The sequence below is a fragment of the Frigoribacterium faeni genome (assembly GCF_007988805.1).
Lineage (GTDB): Bacteria > Actinomycetota > Actinomycetes > Actinomycetales > Microbacteriaceae > Frigoribacterium > Frigoribacterium faeni.
In genome coordinates this window covers 81494-98540 of sequence record NZ_BJUV01000012.1, presented here as the reverse complement: position 1 = coordinate 98540, position 17047 = coordinate 81494, and the positions used below count along the sequence as shown (strand labels likewise).

Sequence of the window (17047 nt, the reverse complement as noted above, 5' to 3'; positions counted from 1 at the left end):
GCCGTCCAGATCGCCGAGATCGTCGCCGCCCGCCGCCTCGCCACGGCCTGACCGGCCACCGACTGCTCTGTCTCGACGTCGAGAGACCCCGATCGCGCGCCCTCGGAACGGCGGGCGCCCGGGGCCTAGACTGGCGTCCGTGAACGATGCGAAGAAGCCCGTCGACGTCGCCCTGATCGGTGGGGGCGTCATGAGCGCGACCCTGGGCGCCATGATCAAGCAGCTCGAGCCCGACTGGTCCATCGAGATCCTCGAGGCCCTCGACGACGTCGCCCTCGAGTCGAGCAACCCCTGGAACAACGCCGGCACCGGCCACTCGGCCCTGTGCGAGCTGAACTACACGCCCGAGAAGGCCGACGGCATGATCGACACGACCAGCGCCGTCAAGGTCAACGAGCAGTTCCAGGTGTCCCGCCAGTTCTGGTCCTACCTGGTCGCCGAAGGCGCCCTGCCCGAACCCGACGCGTTCATCAACTCCACCCCGCACATGAGCTTCGTCTGGGGCGACAAGAACGTCGAGTACCTCCGCAAGCGCCACGAGGCCCTCCGCGACCACCCTCTCTTCCAGGGTCTCGAGTTCAGCACCGACCGCGAACGGATCGCCGAGTGGGCGCCGCTGCTCACGGCGGGTCGCGCGCTCGGGCAGCCGATCGCCGCGACCCGCATCGCCGCGGGGACGGACGTCGACTTCGGGAGCCTCACGCGCCTCCTCATGACCGATCTGCAGTCCAAGGGCGCCGTCCTCGAGCTCGGACACCGGGTCACCGATCTGACGCGGCGTCCCGACGGCGGCTGGCGGATCGCCGTGCGGCCCACGGGCGGCACGGCCCGGACGATCGACGCCCGATTCGTCTTCGTCGGCGCCGGCGGGGGAGCCCTGCACCTGCTGCAGAAGTCCGGCATCCGGGAGATCGAGGGCTTCGGCGGCTTCCCGGTCAGCGGGGAGTTCCTCCGCACCGACGACCCCGCCGTCGTCGCCCGGCACCAGGCCAAGGTCTACGGCAAGGCGGCCGTCGGGTCGCCGCCGATGTCGGTGCCTCACCTCGACACCCGCGTCGTCGACGGGCAGGCGAGCCTGATGTTCGGGCCCTACGCCGGGTTCAGTCCCAAGTTCCTCAAGAGCGGTTCATGGTTCGACCTCTTCGCGTCGATCCGGCCGCACAACCTCTACCCGATGATCCGGGCCGGGGTCGCGAACCTGTCGCTGGTCAAGTACCTCGTGGGCCAGCTCCTCGCGAGCAAGAGCACCAAGTTCGAGGCGCTGCGCGAGTTCGTGCCCGACGCCGACCCGAAGGACTGGTACCGCATCACCGCGGGGCAGCGCGTGCAGGTCATCAAGAAGGACCCGAAGAAGGGCGGGGTGCTGCAGTTCGGTACCGAGGTCGTGGCCGCCGCCGACGGGACGATCGCCGGTCTGCTGGGTGCCTCGCCGGGAGCCTCGACCGCCGTGCCCATCATGCTCGACGTGCTCCAGCGCTGCTTCCCGTCGCGCATCGAGGGATGGCAGCCGACGCTCCGGCGCATGATCCCGACCTACGGCGAGCAGCTCGCCACCGACGAGGCCCGGGCCGCCGCCACTCTGGGGTCCACCGCGGAGGCGCTGCGCATCCAGGCGTGACGGTCGCCATCCTCGGCGATTGACTCTCGTTCGAACATGTGTTCGAATGAGCGTATGAGGTGGAGCGGGCAGGACGTTGCGGTCGCGAACGACGCCGCGTTGCCGGCTCTCGCCCGGCTCTCGTCGCTGGTGAAGTCAGTGAGCACTCCCGAGTTCGCCGGCGTCACCTTCCACGAGATCCTGGCGAAGAGCGCGCTGAACCGCGTGCCGGGCGGCGACTCGGCCCTGCCCTTCGGGTGGACGATCAATCCCTATCGCGGGTGCAGCCACGCCTGCGTCTACTGCTTCGCACGTCCGACGCACGAGTACCTCGACCTCGACGGCGGAGACGACTTCGACCGGCAGATCGTGGTCAAGGTGAACGTCGCCGAGGTGCTGGCACGCGAGCTGGCGCGTCCGTCCTGGCAGCACGCACCCGTCGCCCTGGGCACCAACACCGACCCCTACCAACGGGCCGAGGGGCGCTACCGCCTGATGCCCGGCATCATCGCCGCTCTCGCCGAGTCGGGCACGCCGCTCAGCATCCTCACGAAGGGCACCCTGCTGCGGCGGGACCTCCCGTTGCTGGCCGAGGCCGCCGAGCACGTCCCGGTGGACATCGCCATGTCGATCGCGATCTACGACGACGACCTCCAGCAGTCGCTCGAGCCGGGCACCCCGACCACGGCCGCGCGTCTCGCGACCGTGCGCGCCGCCCGAGACAGCGGTCTCGACGTCTCCGTCTTCATGATGCCGGTGCTGCCGCACCTCACCGACGGGGTCGAGCACCTGCGCACCGCCCTGGCGGCCATCCGCGACTCGGGGGCGTCGAGCGTCATGTACAGCGCCCTCCACCTCAAGCCGGGGGTCAAGGAGTGGTTCTTCGCCTGGCTCGAACGCGAGCATCCCGAGGTCGTCTCCCGGTACAGCGACCTGTACGCGCGGGGCACCTACGCTCCGACGGGGTACCGCAAGTGGCTCGCGGCGCGGATGCGCCCGCTGCTGGCCGAGTACGGCCTCGACCGGGGGCGAGCCGATCCGTCGACGGGCTCGATGCGGTCGCGCGTCCACGACGAGCTCGGGCTGCGCGCCGCGGGCCCGGGCCTGGCGCCCGCCCCGGCGACGACCCGGGCCCTGATCGCAGCAGAACTCCCGGGCGGGGCTCGCGCCGCGCATCCTCGGCTCTTCTGACCCGGGCCCACCAGGCGGGGCACAAAAACACCCGTGGACGCCCTCCAGAGGGGTCGTGACCCCTGATAACGGGGTACACCGACGATCCATGTTCCGGCATACTTCTTCTGTCAGCCGTCGACGATCAAGGAGGCCGCATGCTGCTCGGCCTCCCGGCTCACCTCGCTCCGCAGAGCACGGGCCGTGCCATCGCCCGCGCATGCCATGTGCTCGCCTGCGTCCTGCTCGCCAGCGCCGCCCTGGTGCTCGTCGTCAACCAGATCGTGGTGCGCGGGCTCATCCTCTGGCCCGCGATGATCGCCCTCGCCGTCATGATCGTGCTGCTCGTCGTGGTCGAGAAGAAGCGCACGCCCACGGCGATCGCCGCGTATCTGCTGATCGGCTCCGCCTGCCTCTACCTGTACGCCGTGACGCTCTTCGCCCAGGTGGCCGTCGTCCAGACCTCCGACGCGTTCTCCCTGACGCTGCCGAAGATCGCCCTGATCATGGTCGGCGGCAGCGGGCGGCGGCCTCGGCGGAGCCTCGTCTGGGCGGTGTGCGGGTTCGTCCTGGGCGAGGTCGCGACCCAGCTCGCCACCTGGCAGACCGGGCAGTCCTCCCGCTTCGACGTCACGGCGGCCCTCGCCCTGGCCCTCGTCGTCGTCACGGTCGGCTGGGGGATCGTCGCGCGCGACCGGGCGCGACGGGCGCAGCCGAGTCTGCACCGGGCCGCCCTCGACCAGCAGATGCAGGGGATGCGCCACGACATCGAGCAGCAGGCCGCCGCGCTGCTCCACGACACGGTGCTGAACCACCTCGCCGCGATCGCCACGAGCGCTCCCGGCCCGATCGACCCCCGCGTCGCCCGGTCGATGGCGTCCGACCTCGAGACCCTCGTCGGACGGGAATGGCTCGACGCGAGCGCCCCCGTGGGCACGACCCGCGACTGGCACCGCAGCGAGCTCGCTCAGGCCGTCGAGAGCGCCCGCGAGGGCGGGCTCGAGGTCGGTGTCACCGGTGACATCGGGGCGGTGTCGAGGCTGAGCTCCACGTCGGCGTCGGCTCTCGGGCTCGCGGTGGGCCAGTGCCTGGTCAACGTCGAGAAGCACAGCGGGACCTCGCGTGCCGAGGTCGTGGTCTACGCCGACGGCGACGACCTGTCGGTCATGGTCATCGACGACGGCGTCGGATTCGACGTGTCCTCGACGGGGGCGGATCGTCTGGGCCTGAAGAACTCGGTGCGAGCCCGGATGGAGCGCGTCGGGGGCTCGGTCCAGATCTGGTCGTCGGTCGGCAGCGGGACCAGCGTCGTGATCCGGGTGCCCGTCGAGTCGCCGCGGGCGTCCACGGGAGAGACCGACCACGCTCTGTCCGGTGGCGCGGCGTGAGGCGCCGCGAACGCAGCCCGCAGCAGATCGACCCTCTCGGCGCGCTGAGCGCGGGGCCGATCACGCTGCTCGCGGCCGTGGCGTCGGTGGTCTACGCCGTCGTCATGACCCTGGTGACCCGTTCCGACCTCGTCTCGTGGCCCCTCGCGGGGCTGTCGCTGGCCGCCCTCGTGGCCGCCGGCGCCGTGCTCGTCACAGCGGCCCACCCCGCGCGCGCGCCCTTCGGCCGGCGGTCCGTCGTCGTCCTGGTCGTCCTGCTCGTGGTCACGGCCGTGCTGTCGGCCCTGTCGACGGCCGGCCAGAACGGGCTGGTGCGCGACGACTGGCTGTCCCTCTCGGCCGGCGTGCTGCTGCTCGGGCTCGCGCCGTACCGGCCCGGTCGGGAGATCGCGGTGGCCGGGATCGTCACGGCGGTCGCCGTCGGCGTCGTGGTCGTGTTCGAGGTGCCGACGTTCGTCACCGACGTGCCGGGCGTGGTCTTCGTCGTCGTCGCCATGACCCCCGTGATCGCCCTGGCGTTCGCGGGGGCGGCGTTCTCGGCCGCCTTCGTCACGCTGGTCGAGGGATGGATCGAGCGCGCCTCCTCGTATCGACGGGCCGGCACCGACGACTTGCGTGCCCGGATCGCCCGCTCGGTTCAGCAGGACCGGGTGACGATCCTCAACCGCGACGTCGTGCCGTTCTTCAGCGGCCTGGTCGAGGCCGGGGTGGTCACCGCCGACGACAGCCGCCGGGCACGGGCGATCTCCGACACGCTGCGCGGAACCATGGTGGCCGAGGCGGATCGGACCTGGCTCGAGCAGCTCCTCTCGACGTCGTCGGCCGGGGTCCGCGGCGTCGTCGCCGACCCAGGTCACGTGGCCGGCGAGATGACGACCGAGCACCGCACCGCGCTGCGGGCGCTGCTCGTGGCCTTCGCCGACACCGGCGTGGTCGCGGCGGACGACGTCAGCGTCGTGCTCCGAGCCGAGGAGGCGCGGGTCCACGCCCGGATCACCGTCGCCACCACCGCCTCCGACCTCGTCGTGCGTCATCGCCTGACGCCCTATTTCGCCGTGTTGCGGGTGGTGTTCGACGACCTGCACGTCGACCCGAGCCTGTCTCTCCTCACACTAAGGTTTTCTTATGACCAGCACTGAGCCGAGCGACCGCTCGTCCCTCCGTCCGGGCTTCTCCCGGCCCGCAGCGGCCCCGTCGTGGAGCACCGTCGGACCCACCGGTGAGAACCCCGCGACGCGCCGGGTGCGTCTGGCGATCCTCGACGACCACGAGGTCCTGCTCGACAGCCTCTCGAGCTGGATCAACGTGAACGCCTTCGACTTCGACCTCGTGCTCACCGCGCACACCTGGCTGCAGCTCGTCCACAGCGACAACTTCCCGACCGACCTGGTGTTCCTCGACTTCCAGCTGAAGGAGCCCGTCTCGATCGAGGCCCGCGTGCGGACCTGCCGGGCGGCGGGGGCGAAGGTCATCGTCCTCTCGAGCCTCGACACCCGCGAGTCGCGCGAGCGCGCGCTCGAGGCCGGGGCGTCGGCGTTCCTGTCGAAGGCGCTGCCGATGCGCGAGGTGATGGACGCCGCCCGACAGGTGATGGGCGTCGCCCGCGACTCGTCGCCGCAGCGCGACTGGCGTCCGCTGCCGGTGGGGGCGACGAATCAGAGCCGTCCGAAGCTGAGCGCCGGCGAGTCCGAGGCGTTCCGCCTGTACGTGTCGGGTTTCAGCACCAACGAGGTCGCCCAGCAGATGAACGTGCAGTACGAGACGGCCAAGACGTACCTGCGCCGGGTGCGCGAGAAGTACGCGAAGGCGAACCGGCCGGCCAGCAAGAAGTCGGAGCTGATCCGGCGCGCGGCCGAAGACGGCTACCTGCAGTAGTGGCGAAGCTCTACTTCCGCTACGGAGCGATGAACAGCGGCAAGAGCACGGCTCTGCTGCAGGCCGCGTACAACTACGAGGAGCGCGGCCAGCGGGTCGTGCTCGCCAAGCCCCGGGTCGACACCAAGGGCGACGATCAGATCGTGTCGCGTCTCGGTGTGACCCGCACGGCCGACGTGGCCTTCGCCCCCGGGGACGACGTGCTCGAGGTGTTCTGCGCCGAGCGGGCCCGGGTGCGCGAGGCGACGGGAAGCGACATCGCGTGCCTCCTGGTCGACGAGGTGCAGTTCCTCGAGCCGGAGCAGGTCGACGATCTGCTGCGGATCGCGATCCTCGAGGGCGTGCCGGTGCTCGCCTACGGCATCCGCACGGACTTCCGCACGACGGCGTTCCCGGGCAGTCGTCGTCTGCTCGAGGTGGCGCACTCGCTGGAAGAGCTCAAGACGATCTGCCGGTGCGGTCGCAAGGCGGTCTTCAACGCGCGCACGGTCGACGGACGGTTCGTGTTCGACGGCGACCAGGTCGCGATCGACGGCCACGAGGTCACCTACGAGTCGCTGTGCGGCGCGTGCTACCTCGCCGAGAGCGGCGGCCGTCTCTCCTGACCCGAGCCCGCACAGCGCCGCACAGCGCCGGCAGAGCGGCGGTCGGGCGGCTTCCCGTCTCGTGTCGCCCGAACGGCGAACCAACAAGCACAAATTCAAAATGGCCCCACCCGAAGGTGGAGCCATTCTCGCGTGTCGCCCGAAGGGCGAACCAACAAGCACTAATCGAAAATGGCCCCACCCAAGGGTGGAGCCATTTTGGCGTGTCGCCCGAAGGGCGAACCAATAAGCACAACACAAAATTGGCCCCACCCAAAGGTGGAGCCAATTTTCGTGTCGGGGTAGCGGGATTCGAACCCACGACCTCCTCGTCCCGAACGAGGCGCGCTACCAAGCTGCGCCACACCCCGTTGTCTCGACCGAGATGTTCTTCGACCGGAGCAACCTGATCATGTTAGCAAACGATTCGGGGTCTCCGTGACCGTCCGCGTGGGGTCAGGCGGTGAGGGTGACGACGACGGCTTCGGGTCGGCAGTCGAAGCGCACGGGGGCGTAGATCGAGGTGCCGAGGCCGGCGGAGATCTCGAGGTGCGCGGTGCGGCGGGCATGGCTCCAGGTGCTGAGTCCGCTGACCTTGCTGCGGGGGATGTCGCAGTTGGTGACGAGCGCCCCGTAGCCCGGCACGCGCACCTGTCCGCCGTGCGTGTGGCCGCCGAAGATGACGTCGGCGCCGTTGGTGACGAACGAGTTGAGCACCCGCTGGTAGGGCGCGTGGGTGAGGGCGATGCCGATGGGTTCGGGCCCGCCGCGGTCGTCCTGCCAGCCGACGTTCTCGCGCATGTCGTCGAGGGCCCCGGGGAGGCGGTCGAGGCGGTCCCAGCCGCGGTGGGCGTCGTTGACGCCGAAGAACTCGAGGCGGGAGCCGCGGACCTCGATCGCGCGCGCCGTGTTGTTGAGGTCGAGCCAGCCGAGTCCGGTGAAGAACGACTCCATGCGGCCGATGTCGAGCGCGGTGGGGGTGCGGTGCGCCTTGCTGGGCCCGCCGAAGTAGGCGAGCGGGTTCTTGGGGGTCGGGCCGTAGTAGTCGTTCGACCCGTGGACGAAGACGCCGGCGACGTCGCGGAACGGCTCGAGGGTGTACTCGAGCGCGGCGTGGGCGTCGACGTGGCCCACGTTGTCGCCGGTGTTGACGATCAGGTCGGGTTCGTAGACGGAGAGTCCGCGCACCCATTCCTGCTTCTCGCTCTGCCACGGGGCGAGGTGCAGGTCGCTCAGGTGCAGGATCGTGAGGCTGCGCGACCCGGGCTCGAGGATCGGCAGCACCTCGTGGCGCACCGTGAAGCGGTTGCGTTCGACGAGCGATCCCCAGGCGAAGGTGCCGAGGCCGACGGCCGCGCCCACCATCGCGGTCGCGGCCGTCGCCCTTCCGGCGCTCAGAGGACTCACGTGCAGTTGCCGGGGTCGCGGCCCTCGGCGTTGCCGTAGAGCTGGATCGCGACCTGGCTGCCCTTGTCGACGGACGCCCCTCCGCCCGGCTCCATCAGCGAGACCTCGCACTGGTTGTCGGCGTTGCCCACCGTGTATCCGGCCAGGACGATCTTGCTGAAGCCGGCGGCGCCGATGGCGCCGACGGCGTCACGGTACGAGGTGCCGACGACGTCGGGCACGGTGGCCGCGTTGGTCCCCACGCTCGTGTAGACGGTCACTGCCGTGCCCTGCGACACCTGGGTGCCGGTGGCGGGCGAGGTGGCCGAGACGGTGCCGATCGGTGCGGTCGACTCCTGCTGGCCGCCGTCCACATAGCTGAGGCCGAGTCCGCGGAGCGTGCTCGCGGCCTCCTCGGCCGTCTTGCCGCTGAGGTCGGGGACGGCCTGGGCCGAGTTGCCCCGGACGACCGACGGGTCGGCCGTCGGGAACGCCGAGCCTCCGTAGACGGTGTTGTTGACCGTCTGCACATCGCGGAAGAACTGGGCACGAGCGTTGGCGTACGTGGTTCCGGTGGCGGGCGAGTACGCGGTGCGGAGGCTCACCTTGCCCTTGACGTTGCCCATCCAGACCGCGGTGGCGAGCTTGCTCGTCGAGCCGATGAGCCAGATCTGGTCCTTCTCGGTCGTGGTACCGGTCTTGCCGATCTCGGGGATGCCGTCGGCGGGCAGGGCGCCGACGCCGGTGCCGCCGTTCGCCCAGAGCTGCGACATGCCCTGGATGGTCGCCGCCGCGATGGCGGGGTCGAGGGCCTGGTTGCACTCCTGCGGCTGGCCGCCGATCTCCTTCCCGTCGAAGTCGACGATCTGGTCGACGATGATCGGCTTGCAGTACTTGCCGCCCGCGGCGATGCCCGCGTAGGCGGCGGCCATGGTCAGCGGCGCGATCTCGTTCGTACCGAGGAAGGACGACGTGTTGTCGAGCAGCTCCTGCCCGTCGGCGCGATGCACACCGAGCGAGCTCGCCACCTCTCGGATGTCAGCCAGGTCGAGCTTCTGGGCCATGGCGGTGTAGGCCGTGTTGATGGACAGCGCCGTGGCCCGCTGCGCGCTCACGTACCCGGGGTTGCCTCCGTCGTCGTTCTTCGGGGCGTATCCGCGCGGGAACTCGCCGTCGACGGTGCTGTACTGCTGACCATCGACGGTCATCGGCGTGAAGGCCCGAGGAGTGCCGTTGACGACCTCGCTCAGCCCGTGCCCGTTCTGGAGCCAGTTGATCAGGGTGAACGGCTTGTACGTCGAACCGGTCTGGAAGCCGGAGGATCCGCCGTAGTCCCGGTCGGTGCTGTAGTTCAGCGCCGTGACGTTGGGGTCGGTGACCTCCGGGTCCTCGTTCAGGTTCCGGTTCTGCGCCATGACGATCACGCGGCCGGTGCCGGCCTCGACCGAGTTGACGGCGCTGCCGAGGAGCAGAGCGGTCTCGGTCGGAGGAGCGTAGCGGTCGATCTGGGCGCGGGCGTTGGCCGTGAGATCGAGGTTGATGGTCGTGTAGACCTTGTAGCCGCCGGTCTTCCAGTTGGCGAGGCGCGCCTCCTCGCTCTTGCCGAGCGAGGGGAGGTCCTTGATGCTCTTCTTGACGTAGTCGCAGAACTGCTGGGCGCCCGGGTAGGTGACGGCGGCGCAGCCCTGCGTCGGCTGCGTCAGCTTGACGTACGTCTCGGGAGCGTCGTCGATCGAGGCGTCGTAGGCCTTCTGATCGATGTAGCCCTCCTTGAGCATGCTCGCGAGGATGACGTTCCGGCGGTCGACGTTGGCCTGGTAGTTGTCGGGGGTCGCGAGGTTGCGCTTCTCGGGGTACTGCACCATCGCGATGAGGCTCGCGGCCTCGACGGCGGTGAGGTTCGACGCCTCCTTGTTGTAGTAGTGCTGCGCGGCGGCCTGCACGCCGTAGGCCTGATCGCCGAAGTAGGCGATGTTCAGGTAGGCGAGGAGGATGTCGTCCTTGCTGTACTTCTTCTCGAGGCCGATCGCGAACTTCATCTCCTGGAGCTTGCGCTCGACGGTGACCTCTTTGGCGTCCTTGACGGCCGCGGTCTGAGCGTCGCCGGTCAGCTCCTGCGCCTCGGCGAGACGGATGTTGCGGACGAGCTGCATGGTGAGCGTCGAGCCGCCGCCGCTCTCTCCGAGCCCGCCGGCGAGCGAGCCGACGCCCGCTCGGACGAGCGACGTGAGGTCGACACCGCCGTGCTCGTAGAAGCGGCGGTCCTCACCCGCGACGACCGCGTTCTTGAGGTTGGGCGAGACCTCGTCCCACTTGAGGGCGACGCGGTTCTGGGCGTAGAGCGTCGCGAACGGGACGTCCTCGCCGTTGTGCTTGCCGTACAGCACGTTGCGCTGCTGCAGCTTGCCGATCTCGATGTACTCGGGGATCGACTCGAACACGCCGATGGAACTGGACGCGGTCATCCCCGCGACGGCGATGGCGGGAGTGACCCCGATGGTGACGAGCAGACCGGCGAGGACGCTGAAGCCGACGAAGCCGAAGAGCGCGCCGACGACGGACGTCGGCTTCGATTTTTGGGCAGACATAAGATCAGGGTAAGTGACAACCCGGAAATCGAAGCTGAACGGAACCACAAATGGTCCTTTGGGAGTACATGACCACGCCGCTCATGGTGCACAACAGCACCGCGATCCTGAACAACTGGGGGAGTGACGGCTGGGAGCTCGTGCAGGTGACGCAGGGGCCGGAGGGCGGCCCGGTCGCCTGGTTCAAGCGTCAGAAGCAGGCCGACTGATGGCCCGGATCGCCGACCGGCTCGCCGAGCTGGGGCTCGCGCTGCCGGCCGTGGCGACGCCGGCGGGGGCGTACGTCCCCGCCGTGCGGACCGGCTCGTACGTCTACACGGCCGGACAGCTGCCCTTCGTCGACGGCCGGCTGCCGGCCACGGGCAAGGTCGGTGACGCCTCCGACCTCGTCGACCCCGCCGCCGCGAAGGAGATGGCCGCCACCTGCGCGCTGAACGCCCTCGCGGCCGCCTCCTCGGTGCTCGACTCGCTCGACGACGTCGTGCGGGTGGTCAAGGTGACCGGCTTCGTCGCGTCCGACCCGGCCTTCTCGGGCCAGCCCGGCGTCATCAACGGCGCTTCCGAGCTGCTCGGAGACGTCTTCGGCGACGCGGGCGTCCACGCCCGCAGCGCGGTCGGCGTCGCCGTCCTGCCCCTCGACTCGCCCGTCGAGGTCGAGATCGTCCTCGAGGTCCGCCCCGCGGTCTGACGGACGACTGCGCCCGCCCTCAGCGCATCTCGGCGGTGATGACGCTCATCACCGCCGAGTCCGCGAGGGTCGTGGTGTCTCCGACCTCGCGTCCCTCCGCGACGTCGCGCAGCAGGCGCCGCATGATCTTGCCCGAGCGCGTCTTGGGCAGCTCGTCGACCAGCACGATCGTGCGGGGACGCGCGATGGCGCCGATGCGGTCGGCGACGTGCGCTCTCAGCCGGACCACCGCCTCCTCGGGCGTCACGCTCTTCCTCTTCTTGTTGCGGAGCACCACGAAGGCCACGACCGCCTGCCCGGTGGTCTCGTCGGCGGCTCCGACGACGGCCGACTCCGCGACCAGCGGGTTCGACACGAGCGCGGACTCGATCTCGGCGGTCGAGAGCCGGTGGCCCGAGACGTTCATCACGTCGTCGACCCGGCCGAGCAGCCAGATGTCGCCGTCGTCGTCGCGTCGGGCCCCGTCGCCGGCGAAGTAGCGGTCGCCGAAGCGGCTCCAGTAGGTCTCGACGTACCGGTCGGGGTCGCCCCAGATGCCGCGGAGCATCGACGGCCACGGCTCGGACACGACCAGCAGGCCGCTCTCGCCGTCCGCGACGGGTGAGCCGTGGTCGTCGACCACGTCGACGAGCACGCCGGGCAGGGGCGACTGAGCGGCGCCGGGCTTCGTCGTCGTGACGCCGGGCAGAGGGGAGATCATCATCGCGCCGGTCTCGGTCTGCCACCAGGTGTCGACGATGGGCGTCCGCCCCGAGCCGATCACCTCGCGGTACCAGAGCCAGGCCTCCGGGTTGATCGGCTCGCCGACGGAGCCGAGGAGGCGCAGCGAGCTCAGATCGCGCGCCTGCGGGATCTCCCTGCCCGCCTTCATGAACCCCCGGATGGCCGTGGGCGCCGTGTAGAAGATGGTGACGCCGTACTTCTCGATGAGGTCCCACCAGCGGCCGGGAGCCGGCGAGTCGGGGGTGCCCTCGTAGAGCACCTGCGTCGCGCCGTTGGCGAGCGGGCCGTAGACGACGTAGCTGTGGCCGGTGATCCAGCCGACGTCGGCCGTGCACCAGTAGACGTCGGTCTCGGGGTGCAGGTCGAAGACGTTGCGGTGGGTGTACGCGACCTGCGTCAGGTAGCCGCCCGACGTGTGCAGGATCCCCTTCGGCTTGCCGGTGGTCCCGCTCGTGTAGAGGATGAACAGCGGGTGCTCCGCCTCGAAGGCCTCGGCGACGTGCTCGTCGTCGACCCCCTCGAGGGCCTCGTGCCACCAGAGGTCGCGGCCGTCGACCCAGTCGACCGGGTTCTCGCCACGGCGGACCACGAGCACGTTCTCGACGCTCGACTCGCCGCCGACGGCCAGCGCCGCGTCGACGGCCGGCTTCAGCGGCGACACGGAGCCCTTGCGCCAGCCCCCGTCGGCGGTGATGACCAGCGTCGCCTCGGCGTCGTCGATGCGGGCGCGCAGGCTCTCGGCGCTGAACCCGCCGAACACGACCGAGTGCACCGCACCCAGCCGGACGACCGCGAGCATGGCGACCACCGCCTCCGGGATCTGCGGCAGGTAGATGACGACCCGGTCGCCCGGGCCGACGCCGAGCGACGACAGGAGGTTCGCCGCCCGTTTGACGTCGGCGGTCAGCTCGGCGTACGTGATGGCTCGGCTGTCGCCGGGCTCGCCCTCCCAGAGCAGGGCGACCCGGTCGCCGTGGCCCGCCTCGACGTGCCGGTCGAGGCAGTTGTACGCGACGTTGAGCGTGCCGTCGGCGAACCAGCGGGCGAAGGGCGGGTTCGACCAGTCGAGCGTCTCGGTGGGGCGGCGGGCCCAGGTGACGAGCTCGTCCGCCTGGGCGGCCCAGAACGCCATCCGATCACGGGAGGCGCTCTCCGCGAGACCGGCGCCGGCGACCGCCTGCTCGACGAAGGCGGGGTCCGGGGCGAAGGTGCGCGCCTCGCTCGGAAGGGTCGGGGTTCCGTCGACCATGTCGGTCCTTTCGCGTCATTGCGGGAGGCGCGGGGCGAGCCGCGTCGATGCCGAGACTACTCCGGAGGCCGGGTCGTACGACGTCGAAGGACACGCCGTCGATCGTGCGGGCGCACGTGGCGCGATGGTGCGTTCGTGGGGTACAGTGGACGCAGTCGGATTCGTTCCGACACGCAACGCGCTGATTCCCCCCAATCGCGCGTTGCGGTGGCGGCGCCGGTTCCCCCCAACCGGCGCCGCCCCTCTTGTTTAACCCGCTGATCACCCGCGAGGGGTGAGTCGGGTGATCCCTCCCCATGCTGTGCGAGACCAGCTTCCTCCCCAGTTCCGGAAACCGATCGGTCTGCCCGAACGGGCTCGTTCGTAGCGTTCGGGGATGACCGCCTCATCGCTCTCGTCCGCACCGCCGCCCATCGACGATCACCCGTCGCTCACCCGTCCGGCGGCGACCGCCCGGTTCGTCCCGGCCATGCCGATGCCCGGCGGATCCCCTCGGGGTACAAGATCGGATTTCGGGGTACGACCGAGCGGGCGCCGCTCGCGTGGTGCGCTGTTCGGGCCGCTGCGCGAGATCGTCGACGACCCGGGGGTGACCGACGTCTTCGTCAACGCCGGGGGCGGGACCTGGGTCGATCGCGGACACGGGGCGCGGCCGGACGGCCGAGTCCACCTCTCCGACGAGGCGACGCGGGCCCTCGCGGTCCGTCTCGTCGCCGCGGGTGGACGGCACGTCGACGAGGCCAGCCCGTGCGTCGACGTGCGTCTCGACGCCGGTATCCGCGTGCACGTCGTCCTGCCTCCCGTCTCGACCGGTGGCACCCTGCTCTCCATCCGGCTGCCGCGGGACCGTCCGCTGTCGCTCGACGCGCTGGCCGCGCAGGGGTTCTTCGAGGACGTCGACGAGCACGCCGTGCGTCGGTGCGTCGCCCGGCGCGCGAACCTCCTCATCACGGGAGCAGGCGGCGCGGGGAAGACCACCTTCCTGGCGGGTCTCCTGGCCGCGGCCGACCCGGGGGACCGGATCGTCACCGTCGAAGACGTCGCCGAGCTCCGCATCGACCACCCGCACGTCGTGTCCCTCGAGACCCGGCAGCCGAACCTCGAGGGCGTCGGCGGAGTCGATCTCGCGCGTCTGCTGCGCGAGGCGTTGCGGATGCGGCCCGATCGGCTGGTCGTGGGGGAGTGCCGCGGCGTCGAGGTGCGCGATCTCCTCTCGGCCCTGAACACCGGGCACGACGGGGGAGCGGGCACGCTGCACGCCAACGGCCTCGCCGACGTGCCCGCCCGGCTCGAGGCGCTCGGGGCGATCGCCGGGTTGACCCCGACCGCCCTGGCACGTCAGGCGGTCAGCGCCATCGACGCCGTGTTCCACCTCGAGCGGACGCCGGTCGGTCGCCGGCTGGCGCAGATCGGACATCTGACCCTCGACGCGGACGGTGCGCTGACCACCGCGCCCGGGCCGGCCCATGGTCTCGACTGAGGCCGCGTCCCCGGCCGGGGCGCCGCGGCCCGGAGCCGGTGTCCGTCTCGCACGGGCACCGGTCACGGCCGCCGCCACCGTCGTGGAGCGGATCGCCGTCCTGCTGTCGGCCGGGGTCGCCCCGGCGTCGTCGTGGAGGCACGTGTCGGACTCCGAGCCCGCGGGACCGGTCCGCGAGCTGACCCGGGCCGTGGCGACGGAGGCGGCGACCGGCACGCCGGTCTCCGAGGCGCTCCGGGACGTCCTCGATCGGAACCCCTTCGACGGTCATCGGGAGGGGGCGAGACACGACGGCGACTGGCGTCAGGTGGCGTGCGCCTGGGCCGTGGCCGAGCGCAGCGGGGCGCCGCTCGCCGACTGCCTGCGGACGTTCGTCGTGGGACTCCGAGCCGCCGAGGCCGCCCGCCGGGATGTCGAGGTCGCCCTGAGCGGGCCGCGCTCGACGGGCCGCATCGTCCTGGCGCTGCCGCCGGTGGGGCTGCTCTTCTCGCTCGGCATGGGCTTCGACACCGCGGGCGTGCTCCTCGGCTCGCCGGTCGGCTGGTGCTGTCTGGGCATCGGAGTCGGACTCGTCGCCGCGGCCAGGGTGTGGAACCGTCGACTCGTCGCGGGGGCGACGCCCAGCGGACCGGTGCCCGGTCTGCGGCTCGAGCTCCTGGCGGTCGCGCTGTCGGGCGGAGCCTCGTGGGACGACGGCCTCGAGTCCGTCCGCACCTCGCTCGAGCGGTTCGGCGCGGACGACGGGGACGCCGACGGGCGCATCGGGGCCGAGGCGAGGGAGTCGGGTGTCGACGACTGCGTCTCCGTGCTCGACCTCTCGCGGCGGGCCGGCGCGCCGGCCGTCGAGCTGCTCCGCGCCACGGCACGCGAGAGACGGCTCGACGCAGCCGCCGAGGCGCAGTCGGCCGCCGCGCGGCTCGGCTCGACGCTCATGCTGCCCCTCGGCCTCTGCGTCCTGCCGGCGTTCCTCGTCGTGGCCGTGGTGCCGCTGGTGGTGTCGCTCGTGTCCTCCACAACGGCCTCCTGGTGACGACGGTCCCCAGCGGCGAGGCGGACGACCGCGACGACCCGGTCGCGTCTTCGAGACTCGAGACACGCCACGACGCGTGGCCCCCTCTAAGAGTAAGGAACACCATGACCCCGCACGACGCCTTCCGTCCGAGCGCTCGACCGAGCGGATCGCCGCGAACCCGGCACGCCCGGCTGCGGGCCGCCCGACGCATCCTCGTCGCCGACGACGGCGCCGCGACGGCCGAGTACGCCATCGTCATCATGGCCGCGGTCGGGTTCGCGGGTCTCCTCGTCGTGATCATGCGATCGGACGAGGTGCGCGGCACGCTGTCCGACCTCGTCCGCTCCGCCCTCACCGTCGGCTGACGAGACGCGCATGACCTGCTCGCCCGTGCCTCCTCGCACCGCTCGCCGCACCGCTCGTCGCTCACCGCTGCGCGGCCCCACTCCTCTTCTCCGCGCGCTGCGCGGTGACGACGGCAGCGTCGTCGCCGAGTTCGCCGTGGTCGTCCCGGCGGTCGTGGCCGTCGTCGGCGCGGCTCTCATCGGCGTGGGGGCAGGGGTCCAGGCCGTCCGGCTCGCGGACGCCGCCGCGGTCGCCGCCCGGCAGACCGCCCGGGGCGACGCCGCGTCGGTCCCCGGCACACTGGCCGCGCTGGCACCCGGCGCGGTGATCGCGACGACCGTCGACGGCGAGCTGACCTGCGTCCACCTGACCCGGGCCGTCTCGCTCGGCCCCCTCGTCGGGCCGGTCGCGCTGACCGGCCGCAGCTGCGCCCCGCAGGCCGGCGGGTGACCCGCGCCGGCCGACGGCCCATCGTCCGGACGTCGGACGACGCCGGAAGCGCGTCGATCATGGTCGTCGCGGTGCTCGTGGCGGTCGCGCTCGGGGCCGGTGCGGCGCTCGGCGCGTCGCGGATCCTCGTCGAACGGAGCCGGGTCGCCGGTGCCGCCGACGCGGCTGCGCTCGCCGCGGCCGACGTCGTCGCGGGCCTCGTCGCCGGGACCTCCTGCGAGGCGGCGGGCCGCCTCGCCACGGCCAACGGCGCGAGGCTCGACGGGTGCTCGGTCGACGGGGCGGTGGTGACGGTGAGGGTCTCGTCGTCCGTCGGCCTCGTGCCGGTGAGCGCGTCGGCGACGGCCGGTCCTCCGCCCCCGGGGTCGTCCCCTCCGGCGGGGTCACCGTGAGCGAGTCGCGAGAGCGGTGTGTGTATGGTGTGCCTGTCGGCAGCCACCACTGTCGCCCTCGGCCGGAGGGGCGTCGTCCCCGCCGGCCACCCTCCCGATCGTCCGTGACCGGACGATCTC

General features: G+C 71.3%; 16 protein-coding genes and 1 tRNA gene. 13 read left to right on the top strand and 4 right to left on the bottom strand.

Annotated features, from left to right (window positions below; all coding sequences use genetic code 11):
- Positions 1-139: 139 nt before the first annotated feature.
- The 6 genes from FFA01_RS07685 to FFA01_RS07660 all read left to right on the top strand — a co-directional run bounded on the left by FFA01_RS07685 (position 140) and on the right by FFA01_RS07660 (position 6635).
- Positions 140-1618: a malate:quinone oxidoreductase gene (locus tag FFA01_RS07685; RefSeq protein ID WP_146854632.1), complete on the top strand. Its 1479-nt coding sequence runs from the start codon at positions 140-142 to the stop codon at positions 1616-1618.
- Positions 1619-1672: 54 nt separating this feature from the next.
- On the top strand, positions 1673-2788 hold the full coding sequence (locus FFA01_RS07680) for an Rv2578c family radical SAM protein (protein WP_146854630.1): 1116 nt from the start codon (positions 1673-1675) through the stop codon (positions 2786-2788).
- Between the two features lie 137 nt (positions 2789-2925).
- Positions 2926-4155, top strand: coding sequence for a sensor histidine kinase (locus tag FFA01_RS07675; protein ID WP_146854628.1), 1230 nt, complete (start codon positions 2926-2928; stop codon positions 4153-4155).
- On the top strand, positions 4152-5294 hold the full coding sequence (locus FFA01_RS07670; RefSeq protein WP_146854626.1) for a hypothetical protein: 1143 nt from the start codon (positions 4152-4154) through the stop codon (positions 5292-5294). The genes FFA01_RS07675 and FFA01_RS07670 overlap by 4 nt, the downstream gene beginning before the upstream one ends.
- A complete protein-coding gene (locus FFA01_RS07665) occupies positions 5281-6030 on the top strand; it encodes a response regulator transcription factor (RefSeq protein ID WP_146854624.1) in 750 nt (249 codons plus the stop codon). Before FFA01_RS07670 ends, FFA01_RS07665 begins: the two co-directional genes overlap by 14 nt.
- Positions 6030-6635: a thymidine kinase gene (locus tag FFA01_RS07660; protein WP_146854622.1), complete on the top strand. Its 606-nt coding sequence runs from the start codon at positions 6030-6032 to the stop codon at positions 6633-6635. The genes FFA01_RS07665 and FFA01_RS07660 overlap by 1 nt, the downstream gene beginning before the upstream one ends.
- A gap of 276 nt (positions 6636-6911) precedes the next feature.
- On the opposite strand, the gene FFA01_RS07655 is transcribed toward FFA01_RS07660, so the two are convergent.
- From FFA01_RS07655 to FFA01_RS07645, 3 genes are all read right to left on the bottom strand, one after another.
- Positions 6912-6985 (bottom strand) — tRNA-Pro (locus tag FFA01_RS07655).
- Between the two features lie 85 nt (positions 6986-7070).
- Positions 7071-8012, bottom strand: coding sequence for a metallophosphoesterase (locus FFA01_RS07650; protein WP_371859187.1), 942 nt, complete (start codon positions 8010-8012; stop codon positions 7071-7073).
- Positions 8013-8017: 5 nt separating this feature from the next.
- Entirely contained in the window at positions 8018-10588 is a 2571-nt protein-coding gene (locus FFA01_RS07645) for a transglycosylase domain-containing protein (RefSeq protein ID WP_146854620.1), read from the bottom strand.
- Positions 10589-10638: 50 nt separating this feature from the next.
- Between FFA01_RS07645 and sp36 the strand changes: the two genes are divergently transcribed.
- Positions 10639-10797 carry a Sp36 family protein gene (gene sp36, locus FFA01_RS15895; RefSeq protein WP_167627312.1) on the top strand — a complete coding sequence of 53 codons (159 nt, stop codon included), beginning with the start codon at positions 10639-10641 and terminating at the stop codon, positions 10795-10797.
- The gene (locus FFA01_RS07640; protein WP_146854618.1) at positions 10797-11276 is read left to right on the top strand and encodes a RidA family protein; all 480 of its coding nucleotides are present in this window, start codon (positions 10797-10799) and stop codon (positions 11274-11276) included. Before sp36 ends, FFA01_RS07640 begins: the two co-directional genes overlap by 1 nt.
- A gap of 19 nt (positions 11277-11295) precedes the next feature.
- On the opposite strand, the gene acs is transcribed toward FFA01_RS07640, so the two are convergent.
- Positions 11296-13248, bottom strand: a complete 1953-nt coding sequence (acs, locus tag FFA01_RS07635) for an acetate--CoA ligase (protein ID WP_146854617.1) — start codon at positions 13246-13248, stop codon at positions 11296-11298.
- A gap of 376 nt (positions 13249-13624) precedes the next feature.
- Between acs and FFA01_RS07630 the strand changes: the two genes are divergently transcribed.
- The 5 genes from FFA01_RS07630 to FFA01_RS07610 all read left to right on the top strand — a co-directional run bounded on the left by FFA01_RS07630 (position 13625) and on the right by FFA01_RS07610 (position 16927).
- Entirely contained in the window at positions 13625-14728 is a 1104-nt protein-coding gene (locus FFA01_RS07630) for a TadA family conjugal transfer-associated ATPase (protein ID WP_244289745.1), read from the top strand.
- Entirely contained in the window at positions 14715-15758 is a 1044-nt protein-coding gene (locus FFA01_RS07625) for a type II secretion system F family protein (protein ID WP_146854615.1), read from the top strand. The genes FFA01_RS07630 and FFA01_RS07625 overlap by 14 nt, the downstream gene beginning before the upstream one ends.
- A 104-nt stretch (positions 15759-15862) precedes the next feature.
- Positions 15863-16105, top strand: coding sequence for a DUF4244 domain-containing protein (locus FFA01_RS07620; RefSeq protein WP_146854614.1), 243 nt, complete (start codon positions 15863-15865; stop codon positions 16103-16105).
- A gap of 10 nt (positions 16106-16115) precedes the next feature.
- Positions 16116-16535 (top strand): TadE family type IV pilus minor pilin, encoded by a 420-nt coding sequence (locus FFA01_RS07615; protein WP_208720865.1) that lies wholly within the window; start codon positions 16116-16118, stop codon positions 16533-16535.
- Complete coding sequence (locus FFA01_RS07610; protein ID WP_244289744.1) at positions 16532-16927, top strand: Rv3654c family TadE-like protein; 396 nt, start codon at positions 16532-16534, stop codon at positions 16925-16927. The genes FFA01_RS07615 and FFA01_RS07610 overlap by 4 nt, the downstream gene beginning before the upstream one ends.
- Positions 16928-17047 lie beyond the last annotated feature (120 nt).